This window comes from Abyssibacter profundi (assembly GCF_003151135.1).
Classification (GTDB): Bacteria; Pseudomonadota; Gammaproteobacteria; order Nevskiales; family OUC007; genus Abyssibacter; species Abyssibacter profundi.
The window spans coordinates 199,427-215,738 of the sequence record NZ_QEQK01000007.1 but is presented as its reverse complement, the minus strand read 5'-3'; the positions used below and the strand labels follow the sequence as shown (position 1 = coordinate 215,738).

Here is a 16,312-nt window from a genome sequence, read left to right as displayed (position 1 = left end):
CGCTCAGGCGGTCTGGGCCATCCAGCCGTTGACCGCGGGGCCGACCGAGCGGCGGGTGCGGTCACCGGCGAGTTCATCGATGTAGGTGTCCAGCCACTGCTGGGCCTCGGCGCGGCCATCGCGACGATGCTCGTCCATGTTGTTGCGCATGAACGGTGACATGGCGAGAAAATCCTCGATGTCGCGGACATGCAGGCTGCTCAGCGAGCGACGCATCCCCACGCCCATGCGTTCGATCATGTAGGCGTTCAGCCGTTGTTCGAAGGCGTCTTCCGGCAGGGCCAGTATGGGCTTGCCGAAGTGGATCGCCTCACCGGCCAGCTGGTTGCCGGAGGTGCCAATGACGGCCTTGGCATTGGCCAGGTCACGGACGAATGCGGCATTGGCCGGTGCCTTGAAGAGCAGATTGTCGTCCTGGCCCCGTCGCTCGGTGCCGTAAACGATCACCGGCCGGTCGCTCTTGCGCAGCGCTTCTTCCACCTGGGGGCGGAACAAGTGCTCCCCTTTGTTGAAATAGGCCAGCAGGTGCTCGCCCTGCGTGGGCGTGACGCCCAGGACCTCATCCCGCATCAGCGGCCCGATGACCCGCGTGCGTGCGTCTTTGGGTGTGGCCGGATAGAAGCTGGAAATCAGGATGCGCTCCGGCTCACCCATCAAATAGCGATAGCCCATCGCATCGCGCGCACCGGCCAGGCGCAGTTCCCAGGGGAAGTGCGGTTCGCAGTGGGCAATGATGCCGACATGATCGAAACTCAGGCGCGGAATGCCCATGGCTTCGGCCGCCCGCAGCGTCCAGGCCTCGGAGTCGGAGATCACGACATCGGGGCGGAAATGCGCGAACTCGTTCATCAGCGACTGCATGCCGTCGAGCTGGAACAGCAGGTCCGCGATCGGCTTGATGTTGCGACCGACCGTGCGCCGCAGCGAGTACCGCCCGTCGCGCCCGTAGTGATACCGGAACAGCGGGATCTCGGTTGTTGGGAAACGCGGTGCCAGCACCTTGTAGGCATCGGCCGCGGCAAAGACGCGCACGTCGTGATGCTTCATCAGGTGGGGCAGTACGGTCCCGGTTCGCATGGCATGGCCGCGGCCATACCCCATCACGCCGTAGGCAATTCGCATGGTGAAATCCCGTTGCAGGTTTCCATCACGCTACGTGGCGACTTTGATCCTCTGTTGACAGTTTGATGACCGCCAGATGACGGTCGGGCGAGGCTCAGTCGAAATCCACTGTTTGCGTGCGGCCCGATTCGATGCTGACGTTGGTCGTGCTGGTGAAGGCGATGGTCTCCTGGGTCACCGGGTCATCTAGCCGGCCCTGGCAGGTGAGGGCGACGGTGTAGTTGCCGGCCGGTAGAAAGCCCACGGTGTAGCTGTACTCGCCGCTGGTGTCATCCAGTTCCACAGCGCCGAAGGTGATGGCGTCGTCCACCGCGTTGTCCATGTCGCTGACGGTGGCGTTGCGGCCGGAGAACACGTAAATCGTGTTGCCGACGCTGTTGTCATCGCCGTTGTCGCAGTCGGGGTCGGTCAGATAGGCGGCCGCGACACGGCCGGTCAGCGTGCCCACGTCGGCGTCGTTCACCAGCCGCAAACGCGGTGCCAGGCGGTAGGCCGTCGCGGTGCCAGTGGGTTCGAGGATGGAGCGGCGCAGGTCGAAGTCCACGGTCAGTGCCAAACGTTCGTCTTCCTCCACGGTGAAGCTACCCGACACGCTGCGACTGCCGCCGGCCGCCGAGCTGAGCACCAGCGGGAACTCGCTGCCATCGGAGAATGTGATGGTGGATTCCGAGCCGGTGCTGGGCGCGTCGATCAGCAGACGGATGCCGCTGTAGGTGCCGCCGGGCACGTCATCATCCGAGACCAGGGTGACCGTCCGGCCACCCTGCAGGTCCAGCAGGTTGATCGTGCGGACCTCGTCGAAATCATAAGTCTCTGCAGTGCCGGCCTCGGTGAGCAGCTCCACGCCGGTAAAGCGGACATTGACCGCCGTGGCGTCGTCGATGGGTGCGTCGGTTAGGCGGATTTGCAGTTCGCCTTCGCAGGCCACGAGCAGCAGTGAGAGCAGCGCCAGGGGGGCGGCGCGTTGCAGCAGGCGATACGTCATTCCATTGATCCTGTCGGGGTGGTGAAGCCTGGGCGCGGACGCTGGCGATCCCTCGGCGCAAGCATTGTACGGTGCCACCTGATACCCGGCGAAGCACCACGACGGGTCGGGCCTGAATGGCCGATTCACTCGATCAAGCGATCCGTATACTGGCGCCCCTGCCAATCGGATGGGTCGCCCATGACCGGATTGTTCGAAGTCGATGTCCTGCTTGCGCTGGTCACCTTGACCGCGCTTGAGATTGTCCTGGGTATCGACAACATCATCTTCATTTCGATCCTGGCCAGCCGTCTGCCCGAGCATCAGCAGGCGCGGGCGCGCACGGTCGGCCTGGGCGCCGCCATGATCATGCGGGTATTGCTGCTGTTGTCGCTGACCTGGGTCATGAAGCTCACCGCACCGTTGTTCGCCGTGCTGGGCCATGCGGTCTCGGGCCGCGATCTCATCCTGATCGGAGGCGGCCTATTCCTGCTTGCCAAGTCCACGTTGGAGATTCATCACAAGCTGGAGGGCGAGGCCGAGGTCACGGGCAAGGCCAAGGTCGCGGCCAGCTTTGCCGGCGTCATTGCCCAGATTATGGTGCTGGATCTCGTGTTCTCGCTGGATTCGGTCATCACCGCCATCGGCATGACACATAACGTGCCGGTCATGGTGATTGCCATCGTGCTGGCGGTGGGATTCATGATGGTGGCGGCCGGCGCGGTGTCCCGTTTCGTCGACAACCACCCCACGGTCAAGATTCTGGCCCTGTCGTTCCTGATTCTCGTGGGCGTCGCCCTGATTGGCGAAGGCCTGCATTTCCACATTCCCAAGGGTTACATCTACTTCGCGATGGCATTTTCGGTCGCGGTGGAGATGATCAACCTGCGTATTCGCAAGGTGCACAACCCCGTGCGGTTGCACGGCCGTGCCCCGGAGTCTGAATGAGCGAGTCCTCCACGCCGGCGACCGAGCCGCGTCGCATCCATATCCGCCCTGCCCGCCTGGCTGACGTTCAGGCCATTCGCCGTTTGGGCGCAACGGCCTATGCGGAGCAGGACAACTACACGGCAGACCAGATCGCCGCCCAGATCCGGTGGTTTCCAGACGGACATCTGGTCGCCGAACACGACGGCGAGGTCGTGGGCTACTGCGCGAGCATCCGGCTGCCCGAAAGCCGGGCGCTGGCCCCGCATACCTGGAAGAGCATCACCGGCAACGGCTATGGCAGCACCCATGACAGCGACGGTGACTGGTTGTATGGCTACGAGGTGATGGTCGACCGCAGTCACCGGGGCCATCGCCTGGGGCAGCGCCTGTATACCGCGCGCCGCAAGCTGTGTGTGGAGCTGGGGCTGAAGGGCATTGTGTTTGGTGGACGCCTGCCGGGCCTGGCGCGCCGACAGGCGGATTACCCGTCGGCCGAGGACTATGTCGCCGCGGTTCGGGCCGGTGATCTGCGTGATCAGGTGATGAGTTTTCAGCTGCGCAACGGCTTCGAGCCCATTGGTGTGTTGCCGGGCTACGACCCCACCGACCGCGCATCGCTGGGTTACGCGGTGCATCTGGTCTGGCGCAATGACCAGGATCAGCCCAAGTCCCGACACGCGGCCTATGCGCCGGATCGGCCGGCGTCTACCGTGCGGATTGCCTCGGTGCAATACCTGCAACGCGCGATTGACGACTGGGCCGGTTTTGAACGCATTGTCACCTATTTTGTCGACACGGTCGCCGACAATCGCTGTGATTTCGTGCTTTTTCCGGAGTACTTCACGGTGCAGCTGTTGTCGATCGAGAATGCCGCGCTGTCGCCACTGGAGTCGATCCGCAAGCTCGCGGAGTACGCCGAGCCGGTGCGCGACCTGCTCCAGCGACTGGCCCTGCGCTACAACATCAACATCATTGGCGGCTCTCATCCGGTGCTGCAGCCCGACGGCACATTGCTGAACGTGGCCTGGATCTGCCTGCGCGATGGCTCCGTGCATGAGCAGCCAAAGATTCATCCCACACCCGGCGAGCGTTACTGGTGGCAGATCACCGGCGGCGATACGGTGCGCGCCATCGATACCGACTGCGGCCCCATCGGGGTGCTGATCTGCTACGACTCGGAGTTCCCCGAGTTGACCCGTCATCTGGTGGATCAGGGCGCGAATCTGCTGTTCGTGCCGTTCTCCACCGAAGAGCGCTACGGCTATTTGCGGGTGCGCTACTGCTCCCAGGCGCGTTGCATCGAAAACCAGATCTATGTGGCCACGGCCGGCAACGTCGGTAATTTGCCACGCTACTTCAACATGGACATGCATTACGCGCAGTCGGGCATTTACACGCCCTGCGACTTCCCATTTGCACGGGATGGCATCGCGGCCGATACGACGCCGAACGTGGAGATGATTGCCTTTGCGGATGTGTCGCTGGATGCGCTGGTTCAGGCGCGCAAATCGGGCACCGTGCAAAACCTCAAGGATCGCCGCCACGATTTGTACTCCGTGCGGTGGGGACAGGGGCGCGCAGGCACGACCCGCAACGACTGATCGGCGGGGGGCGGTCTGGCCGGGTAGAATCCGCGCCCATGGATGGCGATATCACCCCGATTGTTGACCCGCTCAACGACCCGCAGCGCGAGGCCGTCACGGCCCCGCTGGAACACCGACTGATACTGGCAGGGGCGGGTAGCGGCAAGACCCGCGTGCTCACCCACCGCGTAGCCTGGCTCATGGGCGTGGAGGGTGTATCGCCGCTGTCGATTCTTGCGGTGACCTTTACCAACAAGGCAGCCAAGGAGATGCGTTCGCGCATCGAGTCGCTGGTGCGGTTTCCGACGCGGGCCATGTGGGTGGGGACCTTCCACGGCATCGCCCATCGCATGCTGCGACTGCACGCCAAGGAAGCCGGCCTCGGGCCGTACTTTCAGATTCTGGATGCCGACGATCAGCAACGCCTGGTCAAGCGGCTGATCAAGGGCATGGATCTGCCCGAAGACCAGTGGGTGCCCAAGCAGGTCACTGGGTTCATCAACGCGCGCAAGGAAGAAGGGCTGCGCCCCGGCGATCTCGACGACAACGGTGACTGGACGCGGCGAACGCTGATTCAAATCTATGGTGTCTATGAAGACGCCTGCCGGCGCGCCGATCTGGTCGACTTCGCCGAACTGCTGCTGCGTGCGCATGAGCTGTGTCGCGACCACCCGCAGATTCAGGCGCATTACCGCAACCGGTTTCAACACATCCTGGTCGACGAATTCCAGGACACCAACAAACTGCAGTACGCCTGGTTGCGGGTGCTGGCCGGTGATCGCGCCAAGCTGTTCGTGGTGGGCGACGACGACCAGTCGATCTACTCCTGGCGGGGGGCGCGGGTGGAGAACATCATCCGCTTTCCCAAGGACTTTGCCGGCACACAGACGATTCGCCTGGAGCAGAACTACCGCTCCACCGGGCATATTCTCAAGGCGGCGAACACCCTCATCGCCCACAACAGTGGCCGGCTGGGCAAGGAGTTGTGGACGGAGGACCCGGACGGTTCGCCCATTCAGGTCTACAGCGCCTATAACGAGCGAGACGAAGCCGAGTTCGTCGTCAACCGCATCCAGGCCTGGGTAGCGGCCGGTGGGCAACGCAGTGATTGCGCCATTCTGTACCGCTCAAATGCCATGTCGCGCACGCTGGAAGAGGCTTTGCTGACCGCGCAAATGCCCTACCGGGTCTATGGCGGTCTCCGCTTCTATGAACGCGCCGAAATCAAGGATGCGCTGGCCTATCTGCGGCTGGTTGAGAATCGTGCCGACGATGCGGCCTTTGAACGCGTGGTCAACCAACCCACGCGCGGCATCGGGGCCACCACGCTGGAGAAGGTGCGCTACCGGGCGCGGCGTGACCAGTTGACCATGTGGTCGGCGGCCGGCGAAGTGGCTGAGGAGCTGGCCGCCCGGGCCGGCAATGCGATTCGTGGTTTTCGGGACCTGATCGACCGTTTGGCCGAGGAAACCGAAGACCACACGCTGGGCGAGCAGATCAACCACGTCGTGGAGCAGTCCGGCCTGCGCGCCCATTACGGCAAGGACAAGAGCGAGCAGGGTGAAGCCCGCATTGAAAACCTTGATGAGCTGGCCAACGCGGCCCGCGGCTTCGAGCCCAGCGAGGGCGACGAGGATTTGCCGGCGCTGTCAGCGTTTCTGGCCCATGCGGCGCTGGAGGCCGGCGAGGACCAGGCGGGTGAGTGGGAAGACGCCGTGCAGCTCATGAGTCTGCATGCCGCCAAGGGGCTGGAATTCCCGGTGGTGTTCATGATCGGCCTGGAGGACGGACTGTTCCCACATGAACGCGCCATCGGCGAGGGCGGCCTCGAGGAAGAGCGTCGGCTTTGCTACGTGGGCATTACCCGAGCGCGCGAGCAGCTGGTGATCTCGCACGCTGAGAGCCGTCGCCTGTACCGCAACGACCAGTTCTGCGTGCCCTCACGGTTTCTGGCCGAGCTGCCGCCCGACTGCGTCGAAGAGATTCGTCCACGCGTGGCGGTGAGCCGGCCGCTGGGCTACGGGGCCAGCGCCGGACTGCGGCAAACCGAATCCGCGGGACTCAAGCTCGGCCAGCGGGTGGTGCATCGCAAGTTCGGCGAGGGCGTCGTGCTGTCGCTGGAGGGTGAGGGCGAGCGCGCACGGGTCGAGGTCAGCTTCGAGTCCGTCGGCTCCAAGTGGCTGATGCAGTCCATCGCCAAGCTGGACCCGATCTAGCCTAGCCCGGCTTTCTAGCCCGTGCCGGCTTGCGGCTGGCGGACAAAGAGCCAGGTCATCAGCCCCAAAGCCGCGATGATCAGTGCCGATGCCAGGCCCAGCACGGGGCCGAGTAGGGATTCCGGCACCCAGCCGCCATAGAGCAGAAACAGGCCGATAAAAAGCAGCGGCGCGCCCAACTGATGCAAGGCGAACTGCAGGCGGGCCCAGGAGGGCTGCGGTGCCTCCAGCCAAAGTCGGTGCAGCAGCGCGTAGGCAAAGCCCAGCAAGAAGCCCACGAGCATGATGTGGGCGTGGGTGACCAGTTGCTGGTGCTGGCCGCTGGCCGACATGTAAAGCCCCAGCACCAGGCCCAGCAGCCCGTAACCCAGCGCGCTGAGGACGTAATGACGTTCCATCGTCGTACTCCTTAAACCGTGAGGTCCGGCGTGAATACGCCGGTCAGCTTGAATAACGAGATCCGAAGCAACATCCGGACAAGGGCCGTGGCTGTACCTGCTTCCAACATACAAGGATAATAGGAACGATTATCATTACTTGTTCTTGCCGTGTCCCCTGTTCTGCGTGGGCTTGCGCTGCCCTGCTGTCTGCTGGTCTTGTCCTCTGCCGCCGCCGAGTCGGTGGAGCCCTATGACGACGTCATCGTCGTGGAGTCCGACGACGACGCGGCAGTGCCAGCGGGGGCGGCCTCGCCCGCCGATGCCATTGCGCTGGAGGCACTCACGGTTCGCGGCGATCGCCTGGGCCGCGACCTGGATGGCGCCAGCGCCAGCACCGCGATTGTGACCGGGGAAGACATCGAGCAAGGCAGCACCCAGGACTTCCACGAGCTGCTGGGCAGTCTCGGTAACGTGACCCAGGCGCAGAGTAACCGGCAAATCGCCATTCGGGGCGTATTGCAAAATGGTAATGGCGGGGGCGATTCCGAGACCATTTCCGTGTATCTCGACGGCATTCCGCTGCCGCAGCGCGCAGCCAACTTCGGCGGGCCGCTCAATGGTTTCGATGTGGAGCAGATCGAGGTGCTGCGTGGGGCGCAGTCCACCAGCCAGGGTCGCAATGCCCTGGGCGGCGCCGTGTTCATCCAAACACGGGATGCCGAACCGTTCTGGGAGGCGAAGTTGCGCGGTGGGCTGGCCCAGCAGGGTGGCGAGCAGTTGGCGGCGGCCGTGGGTGGTCCGCTCTGGTCCGACGACTTTGCATTTCGTGTGGCGGTGGACCACCACCACAGCGACGGCGATGTCGTGAACATCACGCCACAGACCGAATCCGACCCCATCACCGGCGAAGAGACAGAAACCGCCCCGCCCATCGTCAACTTCGATGATGCCGGGCGCGAATGGTCCGATATGGCTCGGCTCAAGCTCCGATTCGCGCCGCTCGGCGGGCCTTACTCGGCGCAGCTACTGGCTGTTTACAGTGACAATGAGTTCGGCGACAACGTCTTTGATTCCACCTATGGCGATCGCACCGAGACCGCCAATGTCCGCTATGTCGAGACCTATGCCACCGAGATCTACGGCCTGAACCAAGCGCTAACCCTGGGCGAGGCCTGGACGCTGGTCAGTGCCAGTGGTTATGCCGAGGGACAGGATGACCGGGTCTCGGATTTCGATCGCACCGAGGACGAAGGCGGCGTCAGCACCTACGATCTCGATGATCAAAGTCTGTCGCAGGAACTGCGGCTGGAGTATCGCGCCGATGCACTGCGCGCGGTGGTCGGTGTGTATGGCGGCCGTCTACAGCAGTACTCCTTGGTCACCGGCGACGATGTGCTCATCGGTGGTGGCACCGTTTCGCTGGATGGCTTTGTTGAGTACAACCGGTCGGTCGAGTCCCTGGCCGGCTTTGGTGAGCTGGAGTGGTGGTTTGTCGACGATTGGTCGGTCACCGTGGGGCTTCGGCGTCAGTACGAACGCTTTCGGCGGCACAACGTCAGCGATGTGAGCTATGCCAGCGGTACCGGCGGCGTGCCCATCCCCGATGTGGTCATCGAGGCTTTGAACGCCGTGGGCGAGAGCCCGCTATTGCCTGCCTCGGTGGTTGACGCCCTGGAGTCCACCGGGTTTTACCCGCTGCCCCAGGACTACGATGAGCGGGGTGATACGCGTTTTACGGCTTGGTTGCCCAAGCTGGGCGTGAGCTGGCGGTACTGGCCCGATCAATTGCTGTCGCTGACGTATTCGGAGGGCTATCGTTCCGGCGGGACCTCGGTCAGCTTCTTCGGCGGCACCGTCAACGACTACCAGCCGGAAACCACCCATACGCTCGAACTGGCCTTACGGAACCGGATTGCCGACTGGGGTCTGAGCCTGCAGACGAACATCTTCGCCACTCGCTGGGAGAATCAGCAGGTCGAAACCGGCGTCAGTACGGATTACTACACCATCATCGAAAACGCCGGCGAGTCGCATCTCTACGGTCTGGAGACCGCCGTACAGTGGCGGCCCGGGCGCGCGTTCGAACTGTCCGCCTCGCTGGGCCTACTGGAGACCGAGTACGACCGGTTCCAGAATGTCGATGAGGACTACGCTGGCAATGACTTCAATTACGCGCCGGGCGTCTCCGGCGGAGTGACCGGAACCTGGCACCCCTGGCGGACCACCCGTCTGCAACTCAACGTCACGCATACCGGGCGCTACTACGGTGACCCCGGGAATACGGCGGATCGCACCATCCCGTCGCGGACGCTTGTCAACGCCCGAGTGGCCCGGCAGATCGGCGATTTCACACTGGCCGTTTTCGGGCGCAATCTCACCGATGACGTGAATGTGCAGGATCAGTTCATTCTGCGTGGCCGGCAGGCGCGGCGGTATGGCGAATCGCGTGTCATCGGTTTGCAGGTGGACTGGCAGCCCTAGTCTGCGGCGTGTCGGGCTGGGCGCTGGCCAGCAGTAACATGCGGATCAGGTCCTGCACTGCGTGGCCGTCGATGTCGGCGGCCGGGACGCAGCGATGCCAGCGGTAGCGGGCCTGGCCGGTGTGCTCATCGCGCAGCTCGACGCAGGGGCAGCCGTCCACGAGGCGGGCATGGACGCGCAGCGACATCAATGTGCTCCGGCCCGCCCGGGTTCTGCGACCAGCGTTGCCAAGGCGGTCGGCAAACCTGCGGCGGATTCGATGAGTAGATCGGGTTGGGCGCGGCGAATGACCGGAGCAGGCGACCGGCCGTAGAGCAGGCCGATGGTGTGAATCCCCATGCGCCGGGCCAGCGCCAGCTCGGCCGGGTCGTCCGAGGCAAAGGCAATCGCCTCCCCGGACTGCTCCCGCAACTTGCCGGAAAGCTTCTCCAACAGGCTGGGGCGGCACATCCGGCATTGCGGAGCCGGCGCGGTGAAAATGCTGTCCACCGCTTGCCTAAACGCGTAGTGCTCCAGCAATGCCTTGGCGCTGTCCGGGCCGATGTGCGTCAAGTAGTGCAGGTGGCGGTTGTGTGTAGCCTGCAAGCTGGCCACAGCGGCGCGCGCCCCGGGGTACAAGCCAAATGCTCGGCGACCTCGGCAGGCGAACAGCCGCTGGTACCGCGCCGTGAACTCGTCCAGCCGGGCGGGCGCATCATCGGCCAGCAGGGTGATGGCGGCGTCGGAGAACGGCACGTTGACCACCCAGGACAAATCCCGGTCGGGTGATGGCGCATAACCCATCTCCAACAGGGTCGTGCGCAGGCAGTATTCGATGGCCGGCAGCGGGTCGAGCAACAGGTTTTCAAGATCGGCGACGAGGTGCATACGAAGCTCTGATGGGCGTGATGCAGATACGCTATTGCGAATCGTTCGCATTTACAAGCGCCGCTGGTCGGTGCCGAACGGTGGCGTGTCCGCTTTTGTCGCGACTTGCCGTCTTGAGGGGCATGACTGGAATAAGGGTCACCATGCCAACCAATCTCTACCTGAATGATCGCCGGACCATCCTTGCCGTAGACACGGTGGACGGCGAATCCGGCGCGCCGATGCAGTCGCCACTGCTCAGCCCTTTGCTGGGCGGCCGCGCGGTGCGTGAAGACATTGCCGAAGCGCTGTTGCGGCGGCATGGCGGGCGTTGGATCACCGCCCGCGGCGTCAAGCAATATCCCCCGGCGTCCGTTGCAAGCGCGGCTGTCTTGGAGGACATGCCGTCGTGAACCGGCTCCGTCCAGTTCTGGCGGTGTTGGTGGCTTGTTTGCCGGCTGTCGCCAGCGCAGATGCGGCCTGGTTGCAGGCGCAGATTCACTTTGGTGGCGAGACCCAGCAGGCCGAGCTGCGCCTGCAATGGCTGCCGGATTCGCCGGACCTGTTGCCTGCAGCCGCGCCGATGACCGGCGCTCCGTTGCTACGCTACCAGCGCGATGGCCGCATGACATCAGGCCAATGGTCCGTGATGGGTCAGTCGTCAGCTGCGCGGGCGGGTGGCGAGGCGTCAGGCGAGGCCGGGTGGTTCTCCCGCTATGGCTGGACGGTTGTTGGGGGCGTACTGATCACCGCTGTCGTCGTGGGCTGGGTGCTCGACGATGCGTTCGGGGCCTTGGGCGAGTCGCTGGCGGAGGAGGTCACGCCTGACGGTGACGACCCGGATGACACACCGGACGAACCGGACTGCGACGGAATCACGGTTGATACTGGCTGCCTGCCCTAGGCGTCGAAGACCCATCTCGCGCAGACGAGCACTGCGCATCGAGCGGCCCGGGCGGTGGGCGACGCGCAATGTCTCTTGGTCAGGAATCGATACGGCGAAAGAAGCTTTCGATCCCGTTGTCGTAGAGCCGAGCCATTTGATTCTTGACCCGCTTGAAGCTGGACTCCGGCCCGATGATGACCCGATACACGGTCCGACCGTCATCCAACTTGGCCGTTTCCACCCGGGATTGCATGCCCAGCAACGCGATTTCTGCGCGACGGGCCTCGGCATCGGCCTGACGGCCGAAGCTCCCCGCCTGAATCGCGTAACGCAGGTTGGATTCAGGCTCCGGCGGCGGTGTGTACTGCTCGGTGCGGGGGACCAGCTGGAAATTGGGCAGCATCTCGTAGAACGTGAACCGGGCCTCTTCCTTGGGCGGTAGCTCCTTGGCAGGTTCCGGCGTCTCGGCCTGTTGTTCGACGGGCTGTGCCTGGGGCTGGCGGGACGCAGGTTCTGGTCCATTGATGATGTACAGCACCACGGCGATGACCAGACCGGCGGTGACGCCCACCATGAGCCAGACCCAGCCAGGCAAGCCCGGCTGGGTCGATTTGGTTTGTCCACCCCGCCGAGGGGGCGATTTCTTGCGATTGGCGTAGTCGCGCGCCATCTACATGGTCTCCGGCGCGGTGACGCCCAACAGGGTCAGCCCATTGGCCAAGACCTGCTGCACAGCCAATACCAGTGTGAGGCGGGCCTGGGTCAATTCGGCATCGTCATCGAGCAGAAAACGGTGGGCGTTGTAGTAGCTGTGGAACTGGTCAGCCACGTCGCGCAGGGCGTTGGCCACGATGTTCGGTGCGTACTGCGCGGCCGCCTGTTCGATGCGCTCCGGGAAGGTGGCCAACAAGCCCATCAAGGCCGTTTCATGCGACTCGGTCAGTCGCCCCAGCGCTGCACGGCCGGCCTGCGGGTTGACGGTCACACCGGCATCGGTGGCCTGTCGCAGCACGCTGCAGATTCGCGCGTGGGCGTATTGGATGTAATACACCGGGTTGTCGTTGGACTGGGACGTGGCCAGTGCCAGGTCAAAGTCCAGCGGTTGATCCGAGGAGCGCATCACATAGAAGAAGCGCGCGGCATCCCGGCCGACCTCGTCCCGGAGCTCTCGTAGGGTGACGAATTCGCCCGCACGCGTGGACATGCCGACCTTCTCGCCCGCCCGGAACAGGCTGACGAACTGCGACAGCCGGACCACCAGTGCGTCATCGCTGCCGGTCAGCGCCTCGATGGCCGCACGCATACGCGCGATATAGCCGTGATGATCCGCACCCCAGACATTGACCAGGGTGTCGAATCCCCGCTCCAGCTTGTTCAGGTGGTAGGCAATGTCGGTGGCGAAATAGGTGTACGCGCCGTTGGCACGGACCAGGACGCGGTCTTTCTCGTCGCCCATCTCGGACGACTTCAACCACAGTGCGCCATCTCGTTCGATGGTGTGGCCGGAGGCGCGGAGCCGTTCCAGGGCATGCTCAACGGCGCCATCGGTCACCAGGCTGGCTTCGGAGAACCAGCGATCGTAGACGATGCCGAAGCCTTCCAGGTCCTCGCGGATATCGCTGAGCTGGCTGTCCAGGCCTGCGGCATGAACCAGCGCAAAATCATCACCCAGCAGGGCTTTCATCTTGGCAATCAGGGCGTCGACATAGGCGTCCTTATCGCCAGCCGGGGCGTCATGGCCGAGATCGGCCTGAACCTCGGCGGCCGGGTGTAGGAAGCGGTCGCCATGGTTTGTGATCAGCCCGCTGGCAATATCGCGGACATAGGCGCCCTGATACCCACCCGTGGGAAAGGGCATGGCCTGGTCCTGCTGTTCGAGATAGCGCACCCAAATACTGGCGGCCAGAATGTCCATCTGCCGGCCCGCGTCATTGACGTAGTACTCACGCGCCACCGTGTGGCCGGCGGCGGCCAGCAGATTGGCGATGCAGTCGCCCAGGGCAGCCCCGCGACCATGACCGACATGCAGCGGGCCATTGGGGTTGGCCGACACGAATTCGACCATGACCTTGCGGCCGCTGGGTTCAGCGGCGTGGCCGTAGCGGTCGCCTGCGTCGAGCACGCGGCCCACAACCGCCGTGGCGGCATCACGGGTCAGGAAAAAATTAATGAAACCGGGGCCGGCGATCTCCACCTTCTCGACCTGCGGATCATTGGGCAGGGCCGCCACAATCGCCTCGGCGATCTGGCGTGGGTTGGCCCGCGCACTCCGGGCAGAGGCCATCGCGACATTGGTCGCAAAATCGCCGTGGCTGGCGTCACGCGTGCGCTCGATGCCGATGCGTTCGGGCACCTCCAGCGTGGGAAACGGACCGGCCGCAACCTGCTTCAGGGCGGCGCGCAATAGCTCGACAATCTGGTCCTGCATCGAAGTGCCCGAACATTCAAAAAAGGCCGCGCATTCTAACCTGAGCGCAGGTTCCGCGGCGTGGCGCCTGGGACCCCGGACGGACTGCGTGGGCGTTCGCTAGAGCATGCTCTGCGGATCGACGTCGAGACTCCATCGCAGCTTGCGGCTGTTGCGCAGGTTGGCCAAGGCCTCAATCCACGCGGGTAAACCGCTTTGCAATGGGGCGCGGCGGGCACATTCCAGCAACAGCTGGGCACGGTGTCGGCCGGCCCGACGCGCCATCGGCGCGGGGGTGGGATCCCAAATCGATACGGAATCATGAAACAGCTGTCGACCCACGGTCGCCGCCTCGCGTAACCACTCCAGCGGTCGATCGGTGTCGGTGGATTCGGCGCGCAGCAAGACGAGGTGACTGGCCGGCGGCAGGGCGGTTTCGTGCCGCTCTGCCAAGGCCATCCGGGCAAATCCACCGTAATCGCCGCGGACCAGTTGTTGCAGTAGTGGATGGTCCGGGTGGTGTGTCTGGATCAGCACTTCCCCCGCTCGTTGCGCGCGGCCCGCACGACCACCCACCTGAAAAATTCCCTGCGCCATACGTTCGCCGGCACGGAAATCGGCGCTGAACAGGCCCTGGTCAGCATCGACGATGACGACGAGGCTTAGATTGGGAAAGTTGTGACCCTTGGCCAACATTTGCGTGCCCACCAGAATCCGCGCCTCACCAGAGGCCGCCCGGGCCAGGCGGGCGTCGAGTTCGCCAACCCGTCGGGTGGTATCGCGATCAATGCGGAGTACCGGAAACCCGGCAAAGCGTCGTGCCAGCGCGTGCTCCAGGCGTTCCGTGCCTGCGCCGGCTCCGACGAAGTTGCGGTCGCCACAGTCGGGACAGCGGTCCGGCGGGGCGGCTTCCAATCCGCAGTGGTGGCAGCACAGCCGATTGCGCGCGCGATGCAGCGTTAGATGCGCGTCGCAGCGATGGCAGTCGGCAACCCAGCCGCAGCTGTGGCAAAGAACGGCCGGTGCGTAGCCGCGCCGATTGAGAAAGACCAGCACTTGCCCGCCGGCCTGCAGGTGCTCGGTCATGGCTGTCAGCGATTCGTGGCACAGCCCGTGTTCAAGCTGATGGGCCCGGACATCCACCAGGCGGACGCTGGGCAGGACTGCGGCGCCTGCCCGTCCCGGCAGAACCAGACGCTCGCACTGGCCGGCCTGGACCAGTTGCAGCGATTCCAGACTGGGCGTTGCCGAGCCCAGCACGATGGGAATCGCCCGCTGCCGGGCGCGCCAAACCGCCACGGCCCGTGCCGAGTACCGACAGCCGTCTTCCTGTTTGTAACTGCCATCATGTTCTTCATCGACGACGATCAGGCCGAGGCGTGGCATCGGGACAAACACACCCGAACGTGTGGCGATCACCACGTCGGCGGCCCCAGCACGGGCCGCCAGCCATTGTTCAGCCCGTTCGCCGTCTGACAGGCCGGAGTGCAGGACACGCGGTGACCGTCCCAGACGCGCCCGGACGCGATCAGCCATGCTGTTGACCAGACCGATCTCGGGCACCAGCACCAGCACCTGGCCGCCCCGCGCGATGACCTCGGCGGCTACGGCCAGATACACCTCGGTTTTGCCGCTCCCCGTCACACCATCGACCAGACTGGCGCTGAACTGACCGAGGCGCGCGGTCAGGGAGGCGACGGCGGCGGCCTGGGCATCGCTGAGCCGCGCCGCGGTGCCCGCGGCCGCGGGAGATGCGTCTTCGGCGGCCGTGATCAGCTTGAGGGCGCTGAGCCGCTCGACGCCGCGTCGGTCCAATCCGCTGCGTGCGCGAAGTTCGTCTTCACCCAATGCGCCATCCCGCAGGGCATCCAGCGCGGCCTGTTGCCGGCGGCCCAGCCGGGCAGGGGTGGGGTGGTCATCGCGCAGGCGCCAGGCCTGGGGTGCTGACCAGGCGGCGGACTGACCGGCGCGCAGACGTACGGGCAGCGCTAGCGAGTACACCTCGCCAATGGGGGCGGCGAAGTAGCGCGCGGTCCATTCGATGAGCGCGCGATCCTCGGCGCCGAAAATCGGTGTGTCATCGAGCACAGCCTCGACGCACTTGCGTGGCCGCTGATCCGCCGCCGCATCCTGGCTTGTGACGACGCCGACCAGGCGCCGGCGTCCAAAGGGCACCTGAACACGTGTGCCAGGAGGGGCGGACTGACCGGCTGACAGGTCGTAGTCGAAGCATCGGTACAGCGGCGTGGGGACCGCCACCTGGACGGTGCGGGATGATTCTCCCGTGGACATCAGGCAATCCACACAGGCTGTGGATAACTTTGGGGAAAAGTTTTGGCCAGCGAGAAAGTCAAGAGGTGATTTCTACCCATGTGAACAAAATGTGACCTTTTTGCTCCGCAGCATTGATATAAAAATCAGCACGTTAGGTGGCTTCTTCACAAGAATTTAATATTAATTGGCCGCGCTGCTGAAATGCTTGCAAGCAGGGTCGTAA

The 16,312-nt window shown here is 64.3% G+C and carries 14 protein-coding genes; 6 read left to right on the top strand and 8 right to left on the bottom strand.

What is annotated here, in order from left to right; translation table 11 throughout:
• Nucleotides 1-3: 3 nt before the first annotated feature.
• Together DEH80_RS09775 and DEH80_RS09770 are read right to left on the bottom strand one after the other, a co-directional pair.
• On the bottom strand, nucleotides 4-1,122 hold the full coding sequence (locus tag DEH80_RS09775; RefSeq protein WP_109720303.1) for a glycosyltransferase family protein: 1,119 nt from the start codon (nucleotides 1,120-1,122) through the stop codon (nucleotides 4-6).
• 94 nt (nucleotides 1,123-1,216) lie between these two features.
• Nucleotides 1,217-2,107, bottom strand: a complete 891-nt coding sequence (locus DEH80_RS09770) for a DUF4382 domain-containing protein (RefSeq protein ID WP_165831398.1) — start codon at nucleotides 2,105-2,107, stop codon at nucleotides 1,217-1,219.
• A 180-nt stretch (nucleotides 2,108-2,287) separates the two neighbouring features.
• On the opposite strand from DEH80_RS09770, the gene DEH80_RS09765 reads away from it, so the two are divergent.
• From DEH80_RS09765 to uvrD, 3 genes are read left to right on the top strand one after another with little or no spacing between them, the layout of a single operon-like run.
• The gene (locus tag DEH80_RS09765) at nucleotides 2,288-3,034 is read left to right on the top strand and encodes a TerC family protein (protein WP_109720353.1); all 747 of its coding nucleotides are present in this window, start codon (nucleotides 2,288-2,290) and stop codon (nucleotides 3,032-3,034) included.
• Entirely contained in the window at nucleotides 3,031-4,617 is a 1,587-nt protein-coding gene (locus DEH80_RS09760; RefSeq protein WP_109720301.1) for a GNAT family N-acetyltransferase, read from the top strand. Before DEH80_RS09765 ends, DEH80_RS09760 begins: the two co-directional genes overlap by 4 nt.
• A gap of 38 nt (nucleotides 4,618-4,655) precedes the next feature.
• Complete coding sequence (gene uvrD / locus DEH80_RS09755) at nucleotides 4,656-6,815, top strand: DNA helicase II (RefSeq protein WP_109720300.1); 2,160 nt, start codon at nucleotides 4,656-4,658, stop codon at nucleotides 6,813-6,815.
• A gap of 14 nt (nucleotides 6,816-6,829) precedes the next feature.
• Here the strand turns inward: uvrD and DEH80_RS09750 are convergent, their stop codons facing one another.
• On the bottom strand, nucleotides 6,830-7,213 hold the full coding sequence (locus DEH80_RS09750) for a TonB-dependent receptor (protein ID WP_109720299.1): 384 nt from the start codon (nucleotides 7,211-7,213) through the stop codon (nucleotides 6,830-6,832).
• Between the two features lie 150 nt (nucleotides 7,214-7,363).
• Between DEH80_RS09750 and DEH80_RS09745 the strand changes: the two genes are divergently transcribed.
• On the top strand, nucleotides 7,364-9,676 hold the full coding sequence (locus DEH80_RS09745; protein WP_109720298.1) for a TonB-dependent receptor: 2,313 nt from the start codon (nucleotides 7,364-7,366) through the stop codon (nucleotides 9,674-9,676).
• Here DEH80_RS09745 and DEH80_RS09740 read toward each other — a convergent pair.
• Entirely contained in the window at nucleotides 9,645-9,863 is a 219-nt protein-coding gene (locus tag DEH80_RS09740; RefSeq protein ID WP_109720297.1) for a hypothetical protein, read from the bottom strand. The two genes, DEH80_RS09745 and DEH80_RS09740, sit on opposite strands and share 32 nt — an antisense overlap.
• Nucleotides 9,863-10,543: an HAD family hydrolase gene (locus tag DEH80_RS09735; RefSeq protein ID WP_109720296.1), complete on the bottom strand. Its 681-nt coding sequence runs from the start codon at nucleotides 10,541-10,543 to the stop codon at nucleotides 9,863-9,865. Before DEH80_RS09735 ends, DEH80_RS09740 begins: the two co-directional genes overlap by 1 nt.
• A 143-nt stretch (nucleotides 10,544-10,686) precedes the next feature.
• On the opposite strand from DEH80_RS09735, the gene DEH80_RS09730 reads away from it, so the two are divergent.
• Together DEH80_RS09730 and DEH80_RS09725 are read left to right on the top strand one after the other, a co-directional pair.
• A complete protein-coding gene (locus DEH80_RS09730) occupies nucleotides 10,687-10,935 on the top strand; it encodes a hypothetical protein (RefSeq protein ID WP_109720295.1) in 249 nt (82 codons plus the stop codon).
• Nucleotides 10,932-11,426: a hypothetical protein gene (locus DEH80_RS09725; protein ID WP_109720294.1), complete on the top strand. Its 495-nt coding sequence runs from the start codon at nucleotides 10,932-10,934 to the stop codon at nucleotides 11,424-11,426. The genes DEH80_RS09730 and DEH80_RS09725 overlap by 4 nt, the downstream gene beginning before the upstream one ends.
• A gap of 79 nt (nucleotides 11,427-11,505) precedes the next feature.
• Here DEH80_RS09725 and DEH80_RS09720 read toward each other — a convergent pair whose 3' ends face one another.
• The 3 genes from DEH80_RS09720 to DEH80_RS09710 form a co-directional block, all read right to left on the bottom strand.
• Nucleotides 11,506-12,078 (bottom strand): SPOR domain-containing protein, encoded by a 573-nt coding sequence (locus DEH80_RS09720; RefSeq protein ID WP_109720293.1) that lies wholly within the window; start codon nucleotides 12,076-12,078, stop codon nucleotides 11,506-11,508.
• Entirely contained in the window at nucleotides 12,079-13,836 is a 1,758-nt protein-coding gene (gene argS, locus DEH80_RS09715; RefSeq protein WP_109720292.1) for an arginine--tRNA ligase, read from the bottom strand.
• Nucleotides 13,837-13,935: 99 nt separating this feature from the next.
• Complete coding sequence (locus tag DEH80_RS09710) at nucleotides 13,936-16,107, bottom strand: primosomal protein N' (RefSeq protein ID WP_109720291.1); 2,172 nt, start codon at nucleotides 16,105-16,107, stop codon at nucleotides 13,936-13,938.
• Between the last annotated feature and the right edge of the window lie 205 nt (nucleotides 16,108-16,312).